At 37.4% G+C, this 22,360-nt stretch carries 25 protein-coding genes and 2 pseudogenes; 24 read left to right on the top strand and 3 right to left on the bottom strand.

Going from position 1 to position 22,360, the window contains the following annotated elements:
* The first annotated feature begins 9 nt into the window (after nucleotides 1-9).
* The 9 genes from KY305_RS14485 (at nucleotide 10) to KY305_RS14445 (ending at nucleotide 8,802) form a co-directional block, all read left to right on the top strand.
* Nucleotides 10-843: a phage tail domain-containing protein gene (locus KY305_RS14485; RefSeq protein ID WP_223063136.1), complete on the top strand. Its 834-nt coding sequence runs from the start codon at nucleotides 10-12 to the stop codon at nucleotides 841-843.
* 23 nt (nucleotides 844-866) lie between these two features.
* The gene (locus KY305_RS14480) at nucleotides 867-2,738 is read left to right on the top strand and encodes a phage tail protein (protein WP_262417801.1); all 1,872 of its coding nucleotides are present in this window, start codon (nucleotides 867-869) and stop codon (nucleotides 2,736-2,738) included.
* 14 nt (nucleotides 2,739-2,752) lie between these two features.
* Complete coding sequence (locus tag KY305_RS14475; protein WP_223063134.1) at nucleotides 2,753-5,341, top strand: peptidase G2 autoproteolytic cleavage domain-containing protein; 2,589 nt, start codon at nucleotides 2,753-2,755, stop codon at nucleotides 5,339-5,341.
* A 13-nt stretch (nucleotides 5,342-5,354) separates the two neighbouring features.
* Nucleotides 5,355-6,632, top strand: a complete 1,278-nt coding sequence (locus KY305_RS14470) for a BppU family phage baseplate upper protein (protein WP_223063264.1) — start codon at nucleotides 5,355-5,357, stop codon at nucleotides 6,630-6,632.
* Nucleotides 6,629-7,012, top strand: coding sequence for a hypothetical protein (locus tag KY305_RS14465; protein ID WP_223063133.1), 384 nt, complete (start codon nucleotides 6,629-6,631; stop codon nucleotides 7,010-7,012). The genes KY305_RS14470 and KY305_RS14465 overlap by 4 nt, the downstream gene beginning before the upstream one ends.
* Before the next feature lies 1 nt (nucleotide 7,013).
* The gene (locus KY305_RS14460) at nucleotides 7,014-7,169 is read left to right on the top strand and encodes an XkdX family protein (protein WP_073982130.1); all 156 of its coding nucleotides are present in this window, start codon (nucleotides 7,014-7,016) and stop codon (nucleotides 7,167-7,169) included.
* Between the two features lie 39 nt (nucleotides 7,170-7,208).
* The gene (locus KY305_RS14455) at nucleotides 7,209-7,613 is read left to right on the top strand and encodes a phage holin family protein (RefSeq protein WP_223063132.1); all 405 of its coding nucleotides are present in this window, start codon (nucleotides 7,209-7,211) and stop codon (nucleotides 7,611-7,613) included.
* A 41-nt stretch (nucleotides 7,614-7,654) separates the two neighbouring features.
* Nucleotides 7,655-8,338 (top strand): M15 family metallopeptidase, encoded by a 684-nt coding sequence (locus KY305_RS14450; RefSeq protein ID WP_223063131.1) that lies wholly within the window; start codon nucleotides 7,655-7,657, stop codon nucleotides 8,336-8,338.
* A 131-nt stretch (nucleotides 8,339-8,469) separates the two neighbouring features.
* Entirely contained in the window at nucleotides 8,470-8,802 is a 333-nt protein-coding gene (locus KY305_RS14445) for a hypothetical protein (RefSeq protein ID WP_021493772.1), read from the top strand.
* An 88-nt stretch (nucleotides 8,803-8,890) separates the two neighbouring features.
* Here KY305_RS14445 and KY305_RS14440 read toward each other — a convergent pair whose 3' ends face one another.
* On the bottom strand, nucleotides 8,891-9,256 hold the full coding sequence (locus tag KY305_RS14440) for a DUF1433 domain-containing protein (protein WP_021493771.1): 366 nt from the start codon (nucleotides 9,254-9,256) through the stop codon (nucleotides 8,891-8,893).
* Between the two features lie 50 nt (nucleotides 9,257-9,306).
* On the opposite strand from KY305_RS14440, the gene KY305_RS14435 reads away from it, so the two are divergent.
* Both KY305_RS14435 and KY305_RS14430 read left to right on the top strand, forming a co-directional pair.
* A complete protein-coding gene (locus KY305_RS14435; RefSeq protein ID WP_223063130.1) occupies nucleotides 9,307-10,722 on the top strand; it encodes a lipase in 1,416 nt (471 codons plus the stop codon).
* 12 nt (nucleotides 10,723-10,734) lie between these two features.
* A complete protein-coding gene (locus tag KY305_RS14430; protein WP_223063129.1) occupies nucleotides 10,735-11,040 on the top strand; it encodes a hypothetical protein in 306 nt (101 codons plus the stop codon).
* A gap of 40 nt (nucleotides 11,041-11,080) precedes the next feature.
* On the opposite strand, the gene KY305_RS14425 is transcribed toward KY305_RS14430, so the two are convergent.
* Nucleotides 11,081-11,626, bottom strand: a complete 546-nt coding sequence (locus KY305_RS14425) for a hypothetical protein (RefSeq protein ID WP_223063128.1) — start codon at nucleotides 11,624-11,626, stop codon at nucleotides 11,081-11,083.
* Nucleotides 11,627-11,744: 118 nt separating this feature from the next.
* Nucleotides 11,745-11,969: a helix-turn-helix domain-containing protein gene (locus tag KY305_RS14420; protein WP_119001785.1), complete on the bottom strand. Its 225-nt coding sequence runs from the start codon at nucleotides 11,967-11,969 to the stop codon at nucleotides 11,745-11,747.
* Nucleotides 11,970-12,153: 184 nt separating this feature from the next.
* Here KY305_RS14420 and KY305_RS14415 point away from each other — a divergent pair, with 184 nt between their 5' ends.
* The 13 genes and pseudogenes from KY305_RS14415 to KY305_RS14355 form a co-directional block, all read left to right on the top strand.
* Nucleotides 12,154-12,465, top strand: a complete 312-nt coding sequence (locus KY305_RS14415; RefSeq protein ID WP_223063127.1) for a hypothetical protein — start codon at nucleotides 12,154-12,156, stop codon at nucleotides 12,463-12,465.
* A gap of 14 nt (nucleotides 12,466-12,479) precedes the next feature.
* Nucleotides 12,480-12,881, top strand: coding sequence for a hypothetical protein (locus KY305_RS14410; RefSeq protein ID WP_223063126.1), 402 nt, complete (start codon nucleotides 12,480-12,482; stop codon nucleotides 12,879-12,881).
* Nucleotides 12,882-13,787: 906 nt separating this feature from the next.
* Entirely contained in the window at nucleotides 13,788-13,961 is a 174-nt protein-coding gene (locus KY305_RS14405; protein ID WP_223063125.1) for a hypothetical protein, read from the top strand.
* Between the two features lie 263 nt (nucleotides 13,962-14,224).
* Nucleotides 14,225-15,361: a site-specific integrase gene (locus KY305_RS14400; RefSeq protein ID WP_223063124.1), complete on the top strand. Its 1,137-nt coding sequence runs from the start codon at nucleotides 14,225-14,227 to the stop codon at nucleotides 15,359-15,361.
* 164 nt (nucleotides 15,362-15,525) lie between these two features.
* Nucleotides 15,526-15,711 carry a hypothetical protein gene (locus KY305_RS14395; RefSeq protein WP_223063123.1) on the top strand — a complete coding sequence of 62 codons (186 nt, stop codon included), beginning with the start codon at nucleotides 15,526-15,528 and terminating at the stop codon, nucleotides 15,709-15,711.
* A gap of 194 nt (nucleotides 15,712-15,905) precedes the next feature.
* The gene (locus KY305_RS14390; RefSeq protein ID WP_223063122.1) at nucleotides 15,906-17,708 is read left to right on the top strand and encodes a T7SS effector LXG polymorphic toxin; all 1,803 of its coding nucleotides are present in this window, start codon (nucleotides 15,906-15,908) and stop codon (nucleotides 17,706-17,708) included.
* Between the two features lie 2 nt (nucleotides 17,709-17,710).
* A complete protein-coding gene (locus tag KY305_RS14385; RefSeq protein ID WP_223063121.1) occupies nucleotides 17,711-18,169 on the top strand; it encodes an SMI1/KNR4 family protein in 459 nt (152 codons plus the stop codon).
* 38 nt (nucleotides 18,170-18,207) lie between these two features.
* Nucleotides 18,208-18,618: pseudogene (locus KY305_RS14380) on the top strand (SMI1/KNR4 family protein); the annotation flags it as partial.
* A gap of 123 nt (nucleotides 18,619-18,741) precedes the next feature.
* Nucleotides 18,742-18,960: pseudogene (locus tag KY305_RS14375) on the top strand (YolC/YozM family protein); the annotation flags it as partial.
* Nucleotides 18,961-19,584: 624 nt separating this feature from the next.
* Nucleotides 19,585-20,523 carry a protein-ADP-ribose hydrolase gene (locus tag KY305_RS14370; protein WP_223063120.1) on the top strand — a complete coding sequence of 313 codons (939 nt, stop codon included), beginning with the start codon at nucleotides 19,585-19,587 and terminating at the stop codon, nucleotides 20,521-20,523.
* Nucleotides 20,489-21,364: an SIR2 family NAD-dependent protein deacylase gene (locus KY305_RS14365; protein ID WP_223063119.1), complete on the top strand. Its 876-nt coding sequence runs from the start codon at nucleotides 20,489-20,491 to the stop codon at nucleotides 21,362-21,364. Before KY305_RS14370 ends, KY305_RS14365 begins: the two co-directional genes overlap by 35 nt.
* Nucleotides 21,361-22,221 (top strand): SDR family oxidoreductase, encoded by an 861-nt coding sequence (locus tag KY305_RS14360; RefSeq protein ID WP_223063118.1) that lies wholly within the window; start codon nucleotides 21,361-21,363, stop codon nucleotides 22,219-22,221. Before KY305_RS14365 ends, KY305_RS14360 begins: the two co-directional genes overlap by 4 nt.
* Nucleotides 22,222-22,224: 3 nt before the next feature.
* A partial coding sequence (locus KY305_RS14355) for an ATP-binding cassette domain-containing protein (RefSeq protein WP_223063262.1) occupies nucleotides 22,225-22,360 on the top strand: 136 nt, incomplete at its 3' end.

The raw sequence follows: 22,360 nt of genomic DNA, 5'->3' as shown, positions 1-22,360 counted from the left end.
AGTGATTAATTGAAAAAGAGTGATTTGATTATTGATGGAATGTTTTTAAGCGAGCATCTTAAAGGTGTCTCGCTTTCTTCATTTCGTCCTGAGTCACCGTCATATGAAAGGCAAACAACATTTACTCACTCGTTAGTGGATGGAACAATGACCTATCGAAAAGGAAATAAAGGGAGACTCAACGACAAAAAGATTACGGCGACCTTTACTATTATAGCCAGTAATTCACAGCAATTTGATATGAAAAGAGATGAGATATACGATTATCTATCTCGTCCGGATCCTTATTACGTTATCTATTCACCACAACCTTTAAAAAGATGGCTTGTTACCTGTGATGACAGCTATTCAGTATTTCGGGAGAACGGAAAGAAGTGGAAAGAGTTTGATGTCACTTTCACAGCCATTCAAGGCGCTGCAGAAAGTGTATATGATAGTACAGCCTCAATGAACCTTGCAGACAATATGTTTCACTTGGGGATGAACATTGGAAGAGACTCTAATCCAGTGTACCATTTCAAGAACCGATCCACGTTCACAGTTGAGAATATAGGTAACGTGACAATAGATCCTTACAGACACAATTACAATGTTGAAATGTACCTTGAAGGAAAAGACATTACAATTACAAACCTAACTAACAATGACACTGTAACATTAGTAGGTACTCAATCTAAGTCAAACAAATTAAGCTTGTTTTCACATCACATTGTTAATGGAACGAAAGTAATTGAAACAAGAAATGGACGCTTTCCAACATTAGAAAAAGGTCAAAATAAGTTTAAAATCACAGGTGCTACTTATAGTGATATTAAGTTTATAACCCATTTTTATTATATGTAAGGTGGTGAATTCAATTGAATCAAATGTACGTGTTGGATAGGAATACAAAAACAAAATATGGGTTGCCATTTGTTGAGCCAAAAGTAAATGACAATGTAAATGGTAAGAAAGACTTGTCGTTTTCAATTATTTTAAACGAAGCCAATCAACTTGAATTTAATGCCTTGGTAGGTAGGAACTTTATTTTAATAGATGAAGTGAGATTTAAGGAACAGCAATACTTTATTAATACCCCGACAATAAAACAAGAGGGTGACGTACTCTCAAAAGACATTACAGCCACTCATATTTATGCTTTCAGAGCTTCAAAACACCTGGTTCACGATACTATTGAAGGCTATAAAACGTTAGATGAAGCCCTATCACATGCTCTAAAAGACAGTGAATTTAAATATGTAATCATGAGCGATGCAAAGAACATAAAGTCAGTTAAATTAGAGAGCTTTGGAGCGAAGAAATCCCTAGAGCTCATGGATGAGATAATAACGAACTATGGTGTTGAGTTCATTGTTGATAATACGACGATTTATGTTTATAAAAAGGCCGGTAAAGAGATTGTTAAGACTCTGGATAACACTGTTAATTTAAAGTCGCTGACAATTACGATTACGGAAGACAACACAACGACTCGTGTTAAAGGGTATGGGAAGGCAAAGGAAGAGAAAGATACTTTAGGAGACGAATCATTATCCTATAAATCAAAATCCGGCTCATGGTCTTACGATGACTCATTGAAAGCAGATTTCACAAAGAAAATCGGCTCATCATTTACATTTTCGTTTACGGGTACAGGCTTTAAGTTTAAGACGTTAGTTTCAAAGCTTGGTGGCAAATGGGAGTTCAAAATTGGTGATAAGAAGAAGACTATATCAGTCTATGAAAAGGATGCCAATCCAACTGAAAAGGAATTTGAAATCATTCGTGGGCTTGAAAGAAAGGAATACAGTGTAACAGCCACATTTAAAAACAGGGATTCTAATAACCCTAATACAAAGACAGCGAAGAAGACAGACCCTGTAATGTATCTATTGAGAGGAAACATCATTACTGTTTACAGGACATACAAGAATGAAGATGAAAAGTATGTTTTCCCTCCAGTTGTTTACAAGCATCCTGATGAAAAGATGTTTCTGATTAATGGTCAGCCTTCATGGGCTGAGACTGTAACAGATGATTCAATTAAAACGAAAGAGGACATGGAGAAGCTCTTGAAAACCAAGGTGAATCCGTATCCAGAAGTAACGTTTGACGTTGATTACAATGAATTATTGGATGCTGTAATGGCAGGTGTAGAGGATGTTATCCAAGCAGGAGATACAATAAAGGTCAGAGCGAAAACTAAATTAAATGGGATTACATATGAGGACAAAATCCGGATAACTGGCAATGCCTACAACCCATTAGACTTAAGCCAGCCGCAAAGCTTAACCGTAAATGGTGGATATATTAAAAGTCGAATTGATTTAGAGGTTGAGGAAAAGAAACGTGCCAAGAATCAAGAGCAAGCAATAAAGAATTATGAAGCACAGTTGAAGGCAGGATTGACCGAGATAAACATTATGAAGCAACAAAGCAGCACAGAAACATATCAAACAACAAATACATACACATATTCCATTGAATACACTGGTGGGCAGTGGAATGTAGTAAGTGGTGATGGGTTTACAACTATAAACAACACTACATTGGTATTGAACACTGATGATGACTTTGATTTTTCTTATGTGACATGTGAATCTTCGACAATTCTTAGAGACAAAGGGATAAGCTTATTTTCAGATTATCAAGACACAGATAAAGTTTTGATTTCATTTACCCAGGATGGAAAAACAATTGTCCCAACAGCCGTTCCAGATGGAGCGAGAGTGAAAATCCTAATTATAGGAACAAAATAGAGGTGAAGTAGTTATTGGTTTACTTAAATAAAAAACACGAAGTAACCCCGAATGGGAATTTGTTTAGTATCTTAGATAGCAACGCAAGATTTACAGAGAGTGGGATTAATCAAAGCTTGAACGCTTTAAAAATCCACGCAAAGACGAGGGGAGCCCACGCAGCTGACCAAATCACTTATGGAGCATTTACTGTAGCTGATCAGTTGAAGGTTGATACCTCAAGAATTGACAACCTCATTCTAAATAGTGACAACCATAACATAAATGAGCTTATTGATTTGAGGGTTTCAGCTATTGATGGAAAAACTTTTGCTACAGCTTCAGGAAGATTTGTTTATGATGCCAATTATTATAAAAAGAAGTTAGATAGAATTGTCCATGTTGATGATTTTGGGGCTGTTCCTGATGGTGTTACAGACTGTACGCAAGCATTTAAAGATGCAATTGGCGAGGGAAATGTTGAAGTCCATTTTTCTCCTGGTACATATGTTGGTCAAATTGAAGTTCCTTCTAACTGTCGTTTGATTGGCAAAGGAGAAGATATCACTTATCTCAAAATGCCTGATGATGCCCCAGCTGGAGCAATATTGCTTACAAATAGAGATCATCAAGCAGGGAACGAAGGTATCTATGTAAAGGGGATTACGTTTGACTGGAATAAAGACCGACAAGGCGGATTAAGAGCACAAGGCGGAATACAATCAAGCTGTGTAACATTCGCCAATACTAAATACTTATGGATCAAGAATTGTAATTCAATCAATGCGGGCTTACATGGCTTTGATATTACAGCTCCGTCTTATAATCATGACGCAGCCAAAGAGCCTGATTACACAGCACAAGGATGTAAATACGTCTGGTTAGATAATTGTAGAGCTTCTAACTATGGTGACGATGGGATTACGACTCACTACAGCGAATACATTTTCATTAATAACTGTCACTGTATCAATCCATCAGGTGAAGCACATGATAAGGGATCGTCTAACTCAAATGGGATTGAAGTTGATGATGGTTCTAAAAATGTATGGTTAACGGGGAACTTTACATCTGGAAACATTAGAGGTGTAGAAGTTAAGGCTCATACAGAATGGCCAGCATCAAGAAACATCCATATTATCAGTCATGTTTCTGTTCGTGATGTACGTTCCTATGATTTGAGACATATAGGACATCACAAAGCAGAGGATCCATGGAGTGATACTGCAAGAGACGTAGCCCTAGTAGACTGTACAGCAATTCAGCCTGTATTCAATAGCTTGTATGAGGGTGTTACCCCAAGGGCATTAGACGTGTCCGCATATCAACGGGTAGATATTCATGGCTTCAGGGCTTATGGAGATCCTGATTATGACTATAAAGACAATCCAATTGTGTCCTTCCAATTTAAAAGCCGTAAGATTACAGTCAATGGTATGACTATAACAGGGTTTGCGAAAGCAGACTGTGATTTACACGTTGTTGGAGGAGATCAAAGAACTGATGATGTAATGATTAGTAATCTAATGATTCATGATTCAGCTCCAGTTGGCGTGGTTCTTGGTGGTGGTGTGTACAATATCAACTTATCAAATGCTCTCCTACACACAAAGGGTGGTACAACCGGTATCACATCCCCGAATACGCAAGCAAATTTGTTGTTTGTTAGAGCCTACGGATATACTGACGCTGCTATTTTAGGTGGTGAGAAGTATTCTGTTGTACCAAACAATGTTAAAGGTGGCTTTAGAGCTGCATCCACTTCAGGACACCCATTAGACAGTACGAGTGCTATCATTGCTACAACAGGTGGTTGTAAAACAAAAGGCCCACGTAATGCAGTTATTGCGTCCTCTGGGGGTTCTTCAACAGAAGCATCAAGGCAAGCTGTTATTGCCTCAAATAACTGTCACACTGAAGGTGATGGCTCATCAAGAATGGTTGTAGCTTCCCAAGCTGTTAAGAATAACAACAGTTATACCATTAGGGGAGGATATGGAACAGGTAAAGCATCTACAGCTAATACTAAATGGGAAATAGACTCACAAAACGGCAATATCTTAGGCGTTGGTCGTGTTGAAAGTGCTTCAAACTTCAAGGACTATGCTGAGTATTTTGAATCTGCAGATGGCAAAAAGATTGAAAGTGGATACCTTGTAACCCTTGAAGGAGATAAGATTCGCAAGGCTTTAAAAGGTGATGAGATTCTAGGAGTTATTTCTGAAACAGCAGGCGTTGTATTAGGTAGCGCTGAGTTTTATTGGAATGACAGATACCTAAGAAATGATTTCGGTGGATTGATCTATGAAGAAACTGAAGTTGAATACACAGATAAGGATGGGAACATAAAAACTGAAAAGAAAAGCCTTCCTAAGCCCAATCCGGACTATGACCCTGAATTAGACTACACTTCACGACAGGAGCGTGATGAGTGGCATATTGTTGGTCTTATTGGACAGATACATGTACGTATTGATGATACTGTTCAAGCAGGTGATAAGATTATAGCTAAGAATGGTAAAGGATCCAAATCAGATGACAACACGGGATTAACAGTTATGAAAATTAAGCAGCCATATGATTCTAATAAGGGATATGGTGTAGCAATAGCATTTATTAGATAAGGAGGTAGTAACGATTTATAAGAAATCAGCATATACGTTTGACATTAATACAGTTTCACAAGGTACGTATAGATCAGCTTTCAAGTTTTCAACTCAGGATGTTGGAACAGCAAAGCTGATTTTTAATTTGCGTAAAGACGATGCGCCATTACCATTATCAGCAGTGACAGGGAAAGTAATCCTTGTTCCTGCTAATGGTAAGAAAAGAGTCCGGGACGTTACATTGGTTGATAAAGTAAATGGAATTGCTGAATATGTTCTTGATGAAGATGAAATCAAAATGTATGGGCTGTTTCAATGTGAGTTAGTGTTGGTTTATAGCAACAAACAAGCTATGTCTGCTCATAAGTTTGGCTTTGAAGTAACACAAAGCTTAATGGATCAAGATATTGCACCAGTAGGCGAATACTACATTGATGATTTTGAGACATTGAAAGCAAAGGTTATTGAGATTTACGATTCAACTATTCAAACGCTTGACGATTTAAAGAAGAAGTTTGAAGACTTGGAGAACATCGAAACAAAACAGGGTGCTCAAGAAAAGGCAGATGCTGTTCAAGTGAATCTTAATAATCATTTGAATGACAAGAAAAACCCACATGGTGTAACAAAAGCACAAATAGGGTTATCAGCTGTCACTAACGACGTGCAAGCAAAGAAAGCGGATTTTGATAAACACACCTCAGATACCTCAAACCCACACAAGGTTACTGCTGCACAGCTCGGACTTGATAAAGTTGATAACGTTCAGCAAGCTACTAAAAGTGATTTTGATACACATGTGAATGATGCGGATATTCATGTGAATAAGTCATTTAAGGACAAAGTAGGGGAGCTACTACAACAGTTCACATCAGATTTTAAAGCTAAAATGGAAGAATTGTTACAACAGTTCACTGCACATAGTTTTAATCAAATCCGACATATCTCTGATGCTGAGCGTAAGAAATGGAACGGAGCTGTCACATATGCCAACATCATGCTAAAGAATGGGGCTACAGCAGGGACACGAACACCTATTTACGCAAAATGGGGGCCTCTTCTCTTATTAAGGGGGCATGTGAAAACAGATCCGGAAATCATTTTCGGCTCAATTCCGGTTGAATTCGTACCATACGGAGGTGCAGTAAAATCAGTACCGCTCAGCGGAACAGGCGGAACAGCCAATCTGATAATTTACGATAATGGTGATTTGAAAATAAAATACCAAGACCCTGCTGACTCAAGTAAGGCAGGTGGAGGCTATTACCTTGATATAGTTGTGGGCTTGGAGGATGGAGGGACAGTATGATTCAAGTCTATGAATATGATGAAAATTTCATTTTGACCAAACCCGTTCCGATTGAGCCTGACGAAGAAGGTAACTATACAATCCCTAAAAATTGTACAACCGTCCAGCCTCCGTCTTTCATAAAGGCGATGTATCATCCAGCTGAGAAGACATGGACGGAGGCAGCCTCACAGGAAGAGATTGAGGCAATCCATCGTCAAGCCGAACAAGAAAGGGAGCCTTTGCCTATTGATCTCTTAAAGGTGCAAAACGCAAAATTATCGCTCCAAGTTGCTGCTGCAGAAAAAGAAAACGCCCAGCGGCGACAACGGGAGGCGGATACGGCTTTGTTAATCGCCCAGTTGCAAAAACAGGTCAGTGAATTGAAGGAGGGGAAATAGAGTGGCTTCATATCCCGAGTTTGCAGACATTAAGCAGTTCTATGATTGGAAGTGTTATACGGACGCCGATATAAGAACCTATGTGGAAATTGAATGGATAACGGCTGATCAATTTAAAGAGATTACCGGAAAAGATTACACTTCGAACGCTGAATAAGCGTTTTTTATTTTGCCCTAAAAGGGGGTGATAACTAAAATGAAAGGAATTGAATTGGTGTTGAATATTGAGACTTTGGAAATCGCAAAAGCTTACTTATTTGGGGGTGTAAAGTATCTTGATTTGCTGCTACTTCTAAGCTTTATTGATGTGTTTACGGGAGTAGTTAAGGCTGTTAAAGACAAATCATTAAGATCAAGAAACGCTTGGTTTGGATACGTGCGTAAGTTCATGAGCTTTGTTGTTGTCATCTTGGCCAATATTATAGATCAAATTTGCAATTTAAATGGCGTTTTGGTGTTTGGAACTGTTTTATTTTACATAGCAAATGAGGGTCTATCTATTATAGAGAACCTTGCACAAATGGGAGTTAAAGTCCCTGGATTCATTAAAGACAAGTTACAAGTAATTGAAGAAGACAGTCAAAAAGAAAAGGTTGAGTAATCGGCAGGCTTTTAAATTTAATTAAAACGGAGGAATTTAATATGACAATGTATTACTACAAACGGAACATGGATAATATCAATAAACTTGCGGACAACACAAAGGCAGCTGCTAAAAAGCTGATGGATTACGCAGAGAAAAACAAAATTGGCGTACTTATCTATGAAACAATTCGTTCTGAAGCACAACAACGTGAGAATGTTCGTAAAGGTGCTTCACAGACAATGAAATCATACCACCTTGTAGGACAAGCATTAGACTTTGTACCAACTGGTGGTTATTCTAAATCTGATACTAAATGGAATGGTTATGGTGCATCTGATATTAAGAAATTTATTACTTATGCCAAATCAATTGGCTTTGAATGGGGTGGGGATTGGACAGGTTTTGTAGATCAGCCACATCTTCAATTCAACTATAAAGGGTATGGTACTGATACATTCGGCAAAGCTTCATCTGCTAATCCAGTTAAGATTGTAAGACCTTCTAAGCCATCAGGCATCAAATCGGTTGGTAAGATCAAAATTGTCGGTGTAAAAAGCGCTGCAATCGTTATGGACAAACCAGACCGTAATAACGCTAAGAACGTCGGTATTTTGGAACTTGGTGAGACAATTAACATCTCAGGCTCTGTAAGAGGTTCAAACAATGCTAAGGGTTATTGGGAAGTCATTTATGATGGGAAACGGAGATACATTTCTGGTCAATTCGGTAAACAAGTTTAAGTAAATAAATAGTTCCCTTGAAAATTTTCGAGGGAATTCTTTTATTTATTTGGAAAAAAGACCTAAACATTTGAAACTATTGTTTTAGTTGTCCCGTATATTAAGGATACTTATAGAGGGGGTAACAATTAATGGATAAATATGAAGAAGAAGAATTGAAAGCCCGTATTTTAGGAGAAAGAGACATGTTTGCTTATTATCTGGAAGAAGTTTTGGCGAATAATTTGATTGAAAATCCCGTGGCATTAGGGATTGCCCGTTTGATTATTGATAAGGGTGCTGAAGGATTAACTGACAAGCAGTGGTATACATTTTTAAGACATGGTGTTGGAGACATCAATTATGTCCCACAGTGCCGAAGGGATTATGAACAAATTCCTTGGGAAGAAATGCTTTTAGCTGTTCACATTGAAGAAGATGATTTATGTGGCTACTGTAGACATAAAGAAGAAAAAGGAGAATAAAAGATGGTAATCGCAAAGTTTGATCCTCCTGTTGGCATGTAGACTGCCCAAACAAATAAACCCCTCACAATAATGTGAAGGGGGTTTTTTAATACTCGCATACTTTATCTTCACACTCAGGTTTCCGAGTGGCATCGACAGTAAATGAACCTACTTCATCATTTCCTTTATCATAGATTCCCCAGATTTCTTTTTTCTTATTTCCATTAAGGAAACCATTGATTTCAATGCCGCCCATTGGATTAATTTCATAATCGTCAGTGTAATCAATTCGGTCAACATCTTTATAGTTTGTTTTAATAAAGTCAGTCATTCTTTTTTTAGCCAAAGAGTACAACTCTTCTTTTTGCTGAGTTTCTTGGGCTTCCATTTTTTTGTCGTGTTGTTCCTTCATAAATATCCCTCCAAGTGTTATAATAACCAGAGTTATAAGGATAATTATGTATTTTTTCATAAAACCATCCTTTCTGTCTTGCATTTTACATGAGGGAAGGGGTATTGTACATGAATACAAAGACTGACATACCTAATTTAACTGATAAAGACTATTATTTTCTCAGTCAAAATACATACAGTGAAAAGAAAATGAAAAAAGCCTATGAAAATAAGACTCCAATCGAAAATGGATCAAACAAGGCTTTTTACGTGGAGAAAATCAAAAAAGATCCAGATACAGGCCTAGATGTTTACGTATTTGTCCAAGCCAAGAAAAAAGAAGGTAAATGGGTAAAACCAAAAAAACTAGAAAATGTCGTTGTAGGTTTTCAAGGAACAAACCAGGAACAAATTAAAGCTGATGTTATAAGTGCAGATGGTGGCAACGTAGTAATGGGTAAAGACCCGAAAAAGAAAGTCCAATACATAATGAAAACAGATGCCTCTGAAAACTCTAAAGCTATTGCCAAGTATAACGGTAGCATAGAACAAGCAATGATGATTAAGAGCGGAGAATACAAAATTGTCACTAAGACATCTCAATTTGATCAAGGTGATAAGCTTGTTGCCAATGAAGTGAAAAAATATGCTGGCACTAACACAGTGATTTCGACAACAGGTCACTCACTTGGAGGAGCAGATGCGGAATACGCTGGTGTAAACAATAACGTTTACAGTGTAGCTTTTAATAACCCTTCCATTGTTAAGCTGCACGATGAAGATACGCAGAAGAAAATCAGAAATGGCGAATTTGATTTGTATCATAAAGCAATCATTAATCCTGATGATATGGTGGGTTCAGGTTGGTTTTTAGAATACGACAGACACAACGGAACAACGATATACACGAAAGATCCAAGCATCGCACGTCAAGATCGAGCTCAAAGACTAATTTCTTCTTACGGAGTTCCTGGTATTTTGACCAACTTGATTACTTCTTTCTATGGCCAAGCATTTGCAAAAAATCCTGATACTCATAGTTTAAATGATTCGAATTTTAAATTTGATAAGAATGGTAATATCCAGAGTGTTGATGGCAGCAACGGTGTTTATAACCAGAATATCGAATCGTTCTCAGCTTATTCAGGTATGAATGGGCAAACCATTAAAGTGGATGCTAAGTATGCAAAGGAATTAGCTAAACGATTACAGGCAGCTATCGAAGACTTAAAAACAAAGAAACAAGCAATTGAACGATTCCCTCATGATCACAGCAAAATGGTTTATGACGTAAAATCTATTTGTGGGAAGAGATTAGGAGAATTCAAGGATCTAGATCCAAGTGATGTTGATAAAGCTGTATTGTTTCACGCACCTTATGTGAAAGATGGGGCAACATTTTATGACTCAGAAGAACATTATCAAACTGAGGCTTCTCTTCATTATTTGATTAGAGATTTAGAGGATATTAGTGAGTTTATTGTTAAAATGGCTGAGGATTTAAAAGATAAGGATAATGAATTAGCAAGCTGGTTACGGTTATAAGGGGGATTTAAATTGCCATATGGAGTTAATATGGATGCAGATGAGTTTTACAGACGGTTACAACAGAATGAGGAATTAAAAAAAATTGTGGGTTCAAGTTTAAAAACTCATTGTCAGAGCCTAAAAGAAGACACAAAAAACGCATCAGACTTTTCTTCAGCACAACAGGTTATAGCTGAAGTGTATGTTGCTTTACTCTCTTCATTTGAAGGTAAAGCTAAGGAAGCATTAGTACAAAGGCTTAATGAAAATGCGACTATGCTGACAAATGCTACAGAGAACAGAAGTGCTTTTCTGAGGAGTATTATGACTAAATAATTAAAACAGACCCTTCACAAGAGTGAGGGGTCTGTTGTTTTTAATCTTCTTCATACTTTGAAACATAATAAACAAACTTATCTAGATTTAGTGGATCATACTCAGTCCGGAGAACTCGAACGTGCAAATCTCCATCTGCAAGCCCCAGAGTAAACCTATCGCCCATGCTTAAATCAAACTCTTCCCCATCTTTACTTAACTCTTTTTTTGTAGATTTGAGAAGAAGTTTTCCTTCTTTATCGTTGAGATCTTCTATGTATCTAATCTCAATACTTGCTGTGTCTTTCGTTATATCTTCCCCCCCTTTAATCGGTGAGCTTTTACAATAACATACATTAGTACCGATTTGAGGAGAGGGTATTTGAAGATATACTTCGTTAGTATTATCTTTTGAAGTATCCTTTTCATTCTTAAATGCACCTGGATTATTTTGTGTCCTTTTAGCTAAATATTTATTTAATAATGGAGCAGCAAAATTATAAAATTCTTTGCTGCCCAGAATTTCATCTATCCAATTTTGTACTTCTGCAGTTACCTCAGTTGTAATTTTATAGTTCTCAATTTTTTCCTGTCTGCGCTTTGCCATACGATAATCCTCCCACGCTAGATTATCGTTAATTATTATACAAATTCTATGCAAAAATATTTCCAGTAAAAAAGAGCCTATTATTAAGGCTCTGATAAAACCATTGCAATACTTTTGTTTAAGACTCTGTATCTTCAACCTCGATTAATTCAACAACATCATGTAAGTCACACTCAAGATATTCACAAATCTTTATTATTGCTGAAAGGGACACAGGTTCACCTTTAGACATTTTAGCCAAAGTTGCAGATGAGATGTCTACATGACTTCTCAGGTCAACTTTTTTTAAATCCTTTTTGATAAGAGTAATCTCCATTGGTTTATAACTTGGTCTTAATTTCATAGAGCACCTCAAACGTCCATTTTCTTAATTATAACATATTATTTGTCAATCCGTTTATTTTTAGAACATTTTTTTCAATAAACGCTTGACTTTGTTTTTTAATAGAACTATACTTTGTTTAGAAATGAAACAATAAATTAATAAAAGAAACAAATAATTAAATTAATAAACTGTAGGTGAAAAAATGAAACACATAATCATTCGTAGAAGTGATTTGGGTGACTTTCCAGCAATGTTGTTTTACAAGCATTTCGCCGTTTATGGCGAAGATGGTCAAGTGCATCTGTATCAAGTCCTGAAAAGGAAGGATGGGAAATATGACAGCATCCATTCAGAACTCTTGGCCGAAGACATCAAATACAAAAATCTCAGAAGCTTAACCAATGCAGTAATTGATAAGTTGCTCAGTACACGATTATTGGATGCTCTCATTGACAATAGGGAGCTTGTTACACCGGAAGGCTATCAGATTCTTGATAAAAACAAAACTTACTAAAGGGGATAACGACAATGCAAATTAACCGTCACACTGTAGGAACTAACGTAGCAAGCTTAGGGGCAGAGGTACAAACAAACAAACAGCGTATCGAGGAAATGACGAATCATTTCAATTACTTCAGAGGAAAAATGTTCGAAGAGGAAAACAACTTCATTGAAACATACGACGATGGAAAGCCTAAAAAGCGTTTCAAAATCTTCACAGCTATGACAATACCGGTTTGTGTTGAACTTGATGCGAATGATCGAAAAGATGCTATTGAAGAATTAGTTGAAACAGGAGAAATGGGTGTTAATTTCCCTCATATCATGTTGGATATGGGGGGAGGTAAAACAGTTATCCCAACTATCACAGACAATGTGTTTTACATAGATGAAAAAGCAACTGTGGTAGAAGCAGATGAAGTTGAGTAAGACGGATTTACATAACGAGCGGTTCTGTCAGGTTGTATTCGGGGGATTAATCGTAGTTGTACCAGCTTTAAGCATATTATGCATAGCGTGGTTTGGGTGATTAGGAAGAGTGCTGGCACACTCTCCTAATCTGATGGGTTAGTACCCTCCCATTGTATTCAAACATAAATAAATAATCAACATTTAAGGGGGGGATATTTCATAAGAAAACCTCATGTAAATATGTAGAGAGGGTTAGCATTGGGACGCGGCGCCAACTCTACATGCGTCGTATCACTACAATAGATCAGATTATTATCAAGGGGCTAGTGTTTTGCGAGCCCCTTAAAACTGAATACAGTCAGTCTATGCTCCTGAATTAAGGTGTTGTCTTTAGTGATGCCTTTTTTCGAAGGCTCCAATATGGCGCCATCGCCACAAGTGGCAACGAAAGAGACTGCCGTGGAATGCTCTAACACACGTAAAACTTGACAGGGTAGTGACTCAGCCGACGCAAAAAATGAGGATAGGATGCCTTCTGTGTTTCCCTATTTACACATGCATCTGAAAGGCGAAAGCTGCCATTAAGTGCTGACGAAGGAAGGGTGTATCGTTTCTGACGATGCAGGACAAGCCATAAGTAGGACAGGGAGATAAAAGTCCCCGTCCAAACCTGTTAGGGACACTTGACACAGTAGGCTTGTTTGGGGAATAACCAACGGCAAATAGGGTGAACACACGGATACCACAAGTTGATATACAATCAAGTTTCAGTCGCCTGCCTGAGTTTGTTTATTTTTTTGCAAGCAAATTCAGGCAGACAACTTGCCCAGCCGTTGTCCACAGTCTCAACCAATCAAGCAAAAAATCAAAAGAAAAGTCAAGACGAATAACAAAAGTTTTGACGATGAATGGAGGTTAAAACGATTGAAAGTGACTGTAACCAAGAAGGAGCACGAGGACTTAGAAATGTTTCACAAGATGATGGGAGATAAGAGGTTAACAATATCCCAACGAAGACAGGCGAGAATACGGTACGATATGATCTACAACCAAGCGAAAAGAAGAACGCTGCTGAATGAGTATAAGGGGAGTTTGTGAACCTGGCAAGGACTGGTTCATTTGAACCAAACCCTTTGGTTAAGTATATATGGTTATTATCTATATACTTAAATGAAACGTGTTTCGCAAGTTGTTGCGAACGGACAAATTGACGTAGCGCTAAACATTGGCTGGAGTCGCATTTCACGACGTCAGAAGCTGGGTGCACGAATCGTTCAGTCAGATATAAGGTCACAGTCATGGATCGTGCTATAATTACCCTAAGTACGTTTACCTTGTGTTCACTTAAATAGGTGAGCTTAATGACAAAGATAAAAAAAGATGAAAAGACTGGAACGTATTACTTTGTTTATTCAGGTGGAACACATCCCATAACCAAAAAGAGAATTCAGCGTAAAAGAAAAGGCATGAAAACTTATAGAGAAGCTGAAGAGAAATTAAAGCAGGTTATCATTGAAGTTGAAAAAGAAAAGCAATACCTGCCTAAGATTACGGATACTTTTGGGAGCTATGCAGAAACATGGTTGGAGAGTAAAAGGGTCAAGAGATCAAGCACGTACATTAATTATAAAGAGATACTTGACTACAATGTGCTGCCTTACCTAGCTGATTACAAATTTGATGAACTGACAGAAGAGATACTACAGAAACAAATAAACACTCTTTATTTTGACAGGAAAGTTTCACCGGATGGAATAAGAAGGGCAGTACAATTGACCAGGAGCATATTCAAAAAAGCAGCAAGAAGACGAAAGCTTGATGGGAGCATTTTTGAAGAATTGAATTTACCCAGTGAAAATAAAAGGGTAGATACATGGACACCTGAAGAAATAACACGCTTTTTAGATGTCTCACAAATCAAACGGCCATCAAGACACTACATCGGTTATGAAATATCCATTAAAACTGGGATGCGGATGGGTGAAGTATTGGGCTTAGAATGGAAAAGCATCAACTGGGAAGAACGGTATGTAACCATTCGTCAAACGCTATGTAAGATAGATGAAAAAGGGAATTACGGGTTAATGCCAGAGGTTAAGACCATTAATTCTTATAGGAAGATTAGTATTCCAAAGTCACTTTGTGAGAGCCTACTAAAGCATAAGCGCCTTGTTGAAAGGGATAAGAAAGAAGCTGGAGCAAAGTACAATGATCTTGACTTAGTAGTGTGTACGAAAATGGGGAATTGGCTACCGCCTTGTAACTGGAGAAGGGGATTTCATTCAATACGTAAGCAGCTGGGATTGCCTAAAATTAAACCACATGCATTAAGGCACACACATGCTACGTATCTAATAAGTATTGGCGTGAATCCGAAAATAGTCCAAGAACGATTAGGTCATTCTGATATTAAACAAACATTAGGAACATACAGTCATGCTCTTCCATCAATGCAATTAGAAGCAGCAGATAAAATGGATTTATTGTTGAAACCGTGACCTCTCCTGTGACCTAGGAAAATAAAAAAGCGATGAGCTACGCTGTGTAAGGCTTTGCAGTCCCTCCCTTAACACGCCACATTCGTGTGCGCCGCAGAGGGCATGTGCATCGGCTTACACAATTCAGCTCATCGCTATATGAATATAGCATGCCGGGGGAAGTATTGCAAGAGAAAATTATATCTGTAAGAGAAAAAGTTTTGGCATGCATATTGATTTTTGGTGTTATAACATTAGTTTGTATAGGAATTAGAGTGAATGAAACCAAAGGCTTGGAGAGTATTCTGAGTCTGATTTTTTCTTTTGAAGCAGAATCAGATCAGCATGCAGCTAAAGAAAAAGCGCTATAACAACCATTTCTTCAATGTAATTCCCTCAAATATGTTTGTTCTGTCTATATAGTGGACAAACCTTTCTAATTATAGGTATAAAACCAAATGTTTTGTCTTTGTTTTCGCTCACAAATACAGTAAAAGAAAGAGATTCATCCCACCTTATAGAATATGGTAAAATTTAGTTTGGAATAAGTGGAAAGGAGACAGATATGAAGGTTTTTGAATCACAATCGTTAATCTCGGCTGCAGAAAAGAGAGCGAAAGAATACGATCAGCTAAGGGAACAATTTTTGAATCTTAAGAAGGCATATCGAGGCATGGCTGATTTAGATGACAGTGAGTTTTCAGGCAAAGGTGCCGACAACATCAAAGCCTTTTTCCAAGACCATGCAGGCGTTGCGGACAGCTGGCTTGATATGATAGATATGAAGATTGCTTTTCTTAATAGTATTTCGGGAAAAGTATCTGATGCAGGATTAGCCGATTCGTTTGTGGAAGAGTCATTTTTAGAACATGAGCTGATTCACGCGAAGAATACATCAAAAGCAATTATGCAAGAGCAGCGAAATGAAATCAAGGACATCATTAATGATATCAGCGATATCGTTCATCTTGATGTTTTCTCCACAGAAGATGTCAATCAAAAGCTGGATTCAGCAGAAAAAAAACGTGACGAAACGATAGATAAACTTGGCAAGCTGGATCACGATTTAACAGCAGAATACGCAAAAACCGAAGCAAACGAACAGTTCATCCAAGCCGACTTCCAACAGCTCCAAAACGCTACAGGCAAAGGAAAAAGCGCCACCCCGATCAACTACAACGCCAATGCGTACAGAGAAAGTGACATACATAAGAAAAAAGGCGAGATTGCAAGGCAATCGGAGGCTTATTTGACGATTAAGAAGGAAGAAGCGAGAGAACGAGAAATTAAAGATTTGAAGAAGAAGCTTGTAATGGTTTCTGACCCCGATGAGTACTTGGAGATCGCCAAGAAAATCGGCTATGAAAACCTTGAACCTGCTCAGCAACAGTATGTTATTCAACTTGAGCAAGCAAAGCAGCTTGAAGAAGCCGGGGAAACTACTTGGGATATTATAAAAGGAGCAGGCGTCGGTCTTTATGATGTCGGGAAAGACACAGTAACCGGTTTATGGGACGTCATAACCGATCCGGGAGAAACGCTGTCATCACTGGGAAATGCAGTGATTCATCCAGTTAAAACATATGATGCTGTTTCAGCAGCAATAGAAGAGTCGTATCAAAAAGATATGGTGAATGGGGATGCTTACTCTAGATCAAGATGGGTGACATATGCCCTCGGTTCAGTAGCTGTGGCTGTTGTTGGAACGAAAGGTGCAGGAGCCATTAACAAAGCTGATGCGGCAGGGAAGGTAATTAACAAGGTGGGGCAAGCAGGTAAGAAAATTAAGGATGTTAAAATGCCAGATTTGCTGCCATACAACCCCAAGTATAAACTTGCTCGTGCTGATAACGTACCTCATAATGTATTTGATAGCCAAAACCTTAAAAATGAACTTTTAACTAATGCAAAAAAATTAGATGAAAGCAGAAAGCCATTTACAGGTCAGGAAATAAACCTCCCTTGGTTAAATAAAGAAAAGTACGGTGCCTTTGAGGTTAAGGGCAAGGTAAAAGCCTCAGGTAAAACTAAAGATGTGAGTCGAAGAGTATATACGTTGAAAGATATTGATGTGAATAGAATTGACGCTGAGAGTGGGAAAACAAATTTACAACTTATGAAAAAAGGCGATGCCCCATTCGCTAATGATGGCACAAAGATCAACTTACATCATTTAATTCAAGAAGAGCCAGGAACAATGGTGGAAATACCAGCTTCCGTACATCAAAATAATAAAAAAGTTCTTCATGGATTAAAAAAAGGTGGAGAAAGTTTTAGAAATGATAGGGAACTGCGTAATCAGTATAAAAGTTTCCAGCGGAGATATTGGAAATGGAGAGCGAGTCAATTTGAGAAAGGAGAGATGTAACTATGACTTATCGCGAAATTGAAGAATTTATAAAGGAAAACGCTGAAGATGATGATTTTACAGGCGGAATAAACCAAACAAAAATCAAAGAAATACAAGAAAGTTTAAATGTACAACTCCCCGAGAGCTATAAATGGTTTTTAAATAAATATGGTTCTGGTGGAATTTACGGAGTAAATATACTTGGTCATGGCAAAGTTTCTGCAAGAGTTGTCACGGTTACTGAGGATTATAGAACCCATTATGATTTAAGTGAGGGAATTGTGGTTATAGAGCATGTAGATGAATTCTCTTATTGCCTTGATACAAACAAGATGGAAAACAGTGAATGTCCGGTAATTGTTTGGGCTAATGAAGCCGGTTATGGAGACACGGTTGCAGAAAACTTTCTGCAATTTTTCCTGGAAGAGCTTGAAGAAGCAAAAGAAAACTGGGAAGAGGATGAAGACTGGGACGATTAAACCTGTAAAGAAGGTTTATAACTTGTTTTTCCATACATGATGAAATTGAGTATGATGTTTGCTACAAACCTATAGAGAAAGATCCTTGGATGGGTAAGAACGAGGATACACAATTGTTAGAGGGTTTTTATGGTGCAGCAAACGATCATAACAGTCTTCAAGAAACAATCAATACCTATTCCGATCTCTTTTCTAGAAATATTATTCCTATAGCAAGCTCCGCAGGCGGGAATGAAATATGCATGGATCTCGACAATAAAAGGATATTGTTTTGGGATCACGAATTAAGTCAACCCGATAAAGACTTTTTCCTAATTGCTAATTCGTTTGAAGAGTTTATCCTAAGTTTAGTGGATCAACCGATTAAAACTGATGATAATGGCAGCGATGTGGAAATTGAGATTTTAGACAATGATTTTGGAAAGTTACTCTTTGGTAAGGACAACTAGTCTCTATTTTTTAAGCAAAAGTATTGCACAGTTTAAGCTCTCGATAGGAGAGCTTTTTTATTAGCGGTAGTTTAGAATATATCCGAGATAAAAGGGGGCAGTTTTATGTCGGTAAATTTATTCTTCGGAATTGGAGACACAGCCCCATTTATATCAATTGGTATGGATAAAACAAAAAGCGAAGCAAAATTACGGCGATATTTAAACGACAATTTGTCAGAGGAAACTAAAGAAAGATATAAAGTTAAGATAATTAAAAAGGATATCAATGTTTTAAAAAGGCAGCATGAAAAGTATCTCGAAAGTACTAAGGCACATTGCATTTCATATCTAATTGTTTGACATTAAGAGACGGGAAGTTGCTGACGGTTCCAAAGAAAGGAGGCGAGCAAAATGAATGATGATAAGAAGAGGAAAAGCTTTTAAAAAGACGGTTTCATGAAGAAATCACACAAGAAGAATACATGCTAAAAGCGCTGGAGCTGTCTTATTGTGGTGAGAACGGAATTGACGATTAGAACAGCAAACGAGTGTTTATGCCGCGAAAGTCGTTTTGCAATGGGAGGTCCTTCAAACAAACAGCCGGAGGGTTCTTGGAAATTTTGCAACGGCTTTTGATAAATGGGATGCTATAAAGGAGAGTTTAAGCAATCAGAGAAAGTATATGAATTGCGACAGCAAGGCAACTATTTACCATGCTTTCATCGTTGTGTAATCGTATTAGTTACAATTGGTTTTTTATCAATACTTATATTTTACCTTCTTATAATAATGCCTATTATCGAGAAAAATGTAATCAGACAGTATTTTTTATTTTAAAGGTTTGACTTTTCATAAAGCTGAAACTATAATTATTACATATTGTTGTAACCGTTTAAGTTACAGGTGGTTTTTTTTATATGGTGTGTTTACTCTAAGGTAATTGAACGCACACTATTTTTTAACAATTTATTTAGGAGGTGCGATATGAACAAATCTAAAAATGAAAATATTTCGGGCTTAGAGCTAGAGTGTTACAGAGCTCAAATTCAACTGGATAAAGAATTCGAACATAGATACTTATATCATTTAATTCAAGAAGAAAAATCCAACATTATTAATGACCTATTACATAATTTAATTAATATAGAAGAGCTGGTGGGGAGTGAAGATATTCCCACCCATTACGCAGAAAAAAGAACATTTCTTAGAGCCTTATTAAATATAAGAAATCCCAAACCATTACCAACTGAATTTATTGAAAAGATTAATCATTTATTACAGGCAGAATTATTCGAAAGCGAGATTGTTACATCAAACACATTGCCTTCAATATTAAATAATATTCCCCGCAGTAATGTGGAAAATGGTGAAAAATTGGCTTTATGGCAGGGCGACATAACAAAGCTTGATGTAGATGCAATCGTTAATGCTGCAAACAGCCAAATGCTCGGCTGTTTTCAACCTTTACATGCATGCATAGATAATGCGATTCATTCAGCAGCAGGCCCACAACTTAGAGAGGATTGCGACACGATTATGTCTATACAAGAAAAGCCTGAAAAAACCGGCGATGCCAAGATTACAAGGGCGTATAACTTGCCTTCTAAGTATGTAATTCATACAGTGGGACCAATTGTTCCTAAAGGTACTTCGCTAACGGATAAACAGAGAAGACAATTAACATCATGCTATATCTCTTGTCTGGAGTTAGCCAGTCAGGCAGAAACAATTCAATCCTTGGCTTTTTGTGCTATTTCAACTGGAGTTTTTGGATTTCCTAAAAATGAAGCCGCACAAATCGCTATTCGTACGGTAGACAATTGGTTAAATGACAATCCTAACAGATTTAATAAAATTATTTTTAATGTTTTTGGAGAGGAAGATTATCATGAATACATCCGTGTTCTCAGAAGAGAAAGTTGAAAAGATTATCGGGCAATTGCAACAGGCGGATTGTGTTTTAATAGGGGCAGGGGCAGGGTTGTCAGCTTCAGCAGGCATTGATTACGGTGATACCAAAATATTTGAAAGATTGTTTACTCCTCTCATGAAAAAAGGATTTCGCAGACAGTATGAGCTAATTGGTTATAATGACTGGATGGAAGAGGAAAAGTGGGCTTACTGGGCAACGCACGTTAATTATGTTCGATTTGAGTTTCCTCCCAGTCCTGTTTATCAAGCATTATTAAATTTAGTTAAAAATAAAGATTACTTTGTCATTACAACAAATGTCGATGGCATGTTCGAAAAGGCTGGTTTTGATGTTAATCGATTATGTACACCTCAAGGGGATTATGCACAATATCAATGCAATAAACCATGCACACATGAAACCTGGCCAACAAAGCCGGTAATTGATAAAATACTCCCTAATATTGATCAAAGTACATTGACTATTAAGGATTCTTCCCTGGTGCCACACTGCGCGAATTGTGGAGGGCCGGTTTTTCTAAATGTACGTGTTGATGATTCTTTCATTGATGATCCTTATGTGAACCAGTGGGAAAAGTATAGAGACTGGCTTCAAACTACTCAAAATAAAAAACTTTTTGTGATAGAGTTCGGGGTTGGATTTAATACACCAAGTATTATACGTTGGCCTTTTGAGAATATTGTTTATAACCATTCTCAAGCAAGCCTATTGCGTGTTAATCAAAATGATTCTGATGTTCCTAAAGAAATTATTCATAAATCTATTTGTGTAGAAAAAAATGCAAAAGAAGTAATTGAGTCAATTCAAAAGAAATGGGAGGAAGAGAAATGATCTATAATATTACAGCTGCAACTGGGAATTTAGGAAGAAAGGTAGTTGAAGAAGCTTTACAAGTAATTAAACCAGAAGAATTAGTACTAACAGTGCGTAACCCTAAGAAGGCTGAGTCAATTTCAACTCAAGGAGTAACAGTGAAAAAAGCTGATTATAATTCAATAGATGAGATGGTGAATGCTTTTGAAGGAACTGATGTACTAATTTATATTCCGAGCATTTCATTTCCAAGTACCGTTAGAATTGCAGAATTTGAAAAATCAGTACAAGCTGCTGAAAAAGCGAAGGTCAAACATGTGATTTTTGTTGGATTTGTTGCAGACCAGGAAAATAACCCTTTCAAAATGAGTCCATTTTTTGGGTATGCTTCTCGAAGACTTGCTTCTAGTAATCTAAGCTATACATTAGTCCGTAACGCTATGTACGCAGATCCACTTGTTCCCTACTTACCAGAGTTAGCGGAGAGAGGTCGTTTACTATACCCAGTGGGTGAAGGAAAGATTTCGTTTATATCTCGAGAGGATATTGCAAAAGCAGTTATTCAACTTGCTTCTAACCCTAAACTTCATGGAGGAAGATATACCTTAACAAGTGAAAAAGCTTATTCTATGCCTGAACTAGCTCAAATATTAAGTAAGGTCAGCCATTCTGCAATTAATTATAATCCAATGACTGTAGAAGAATTTGCTTCTGCTTACGATGAGCCTAAAGGTTTTGGTGAGATCCTTGTTTCACTATATGTGGCCGCAGAAAGAAATTTAATGGATGAAGTAACAGATGATTATCAATTAATAACTGGAGAAAAGACAGAAGAGCTGGAAAGTTATCTAATGCGTAACTATAAGGAGAAGTAAGATATGATTCGATTTGAACAAGTGTCAAAAAAGTTCACTAACGGAACCTATGCAGTAAAATCATTAGATTTAGAAGTAGAGAGGGGCGAATTCTTTGTCATTATCGGGCCCAGCGGCAGCGGTAAAACGACAACATTGA

Source organism: Bacillus sp. YC2 (genome assembly GCF_019891195.1).
Classification (GTDB): Bacteria; Bacillota; Bacilli; order Bacillales; family Bacillaceae; genus Bacillus.
Note: the sequence above shows the minus strand (reverse complement) of the source record. Positions and strands in the feature narration are given on the sequence as shown.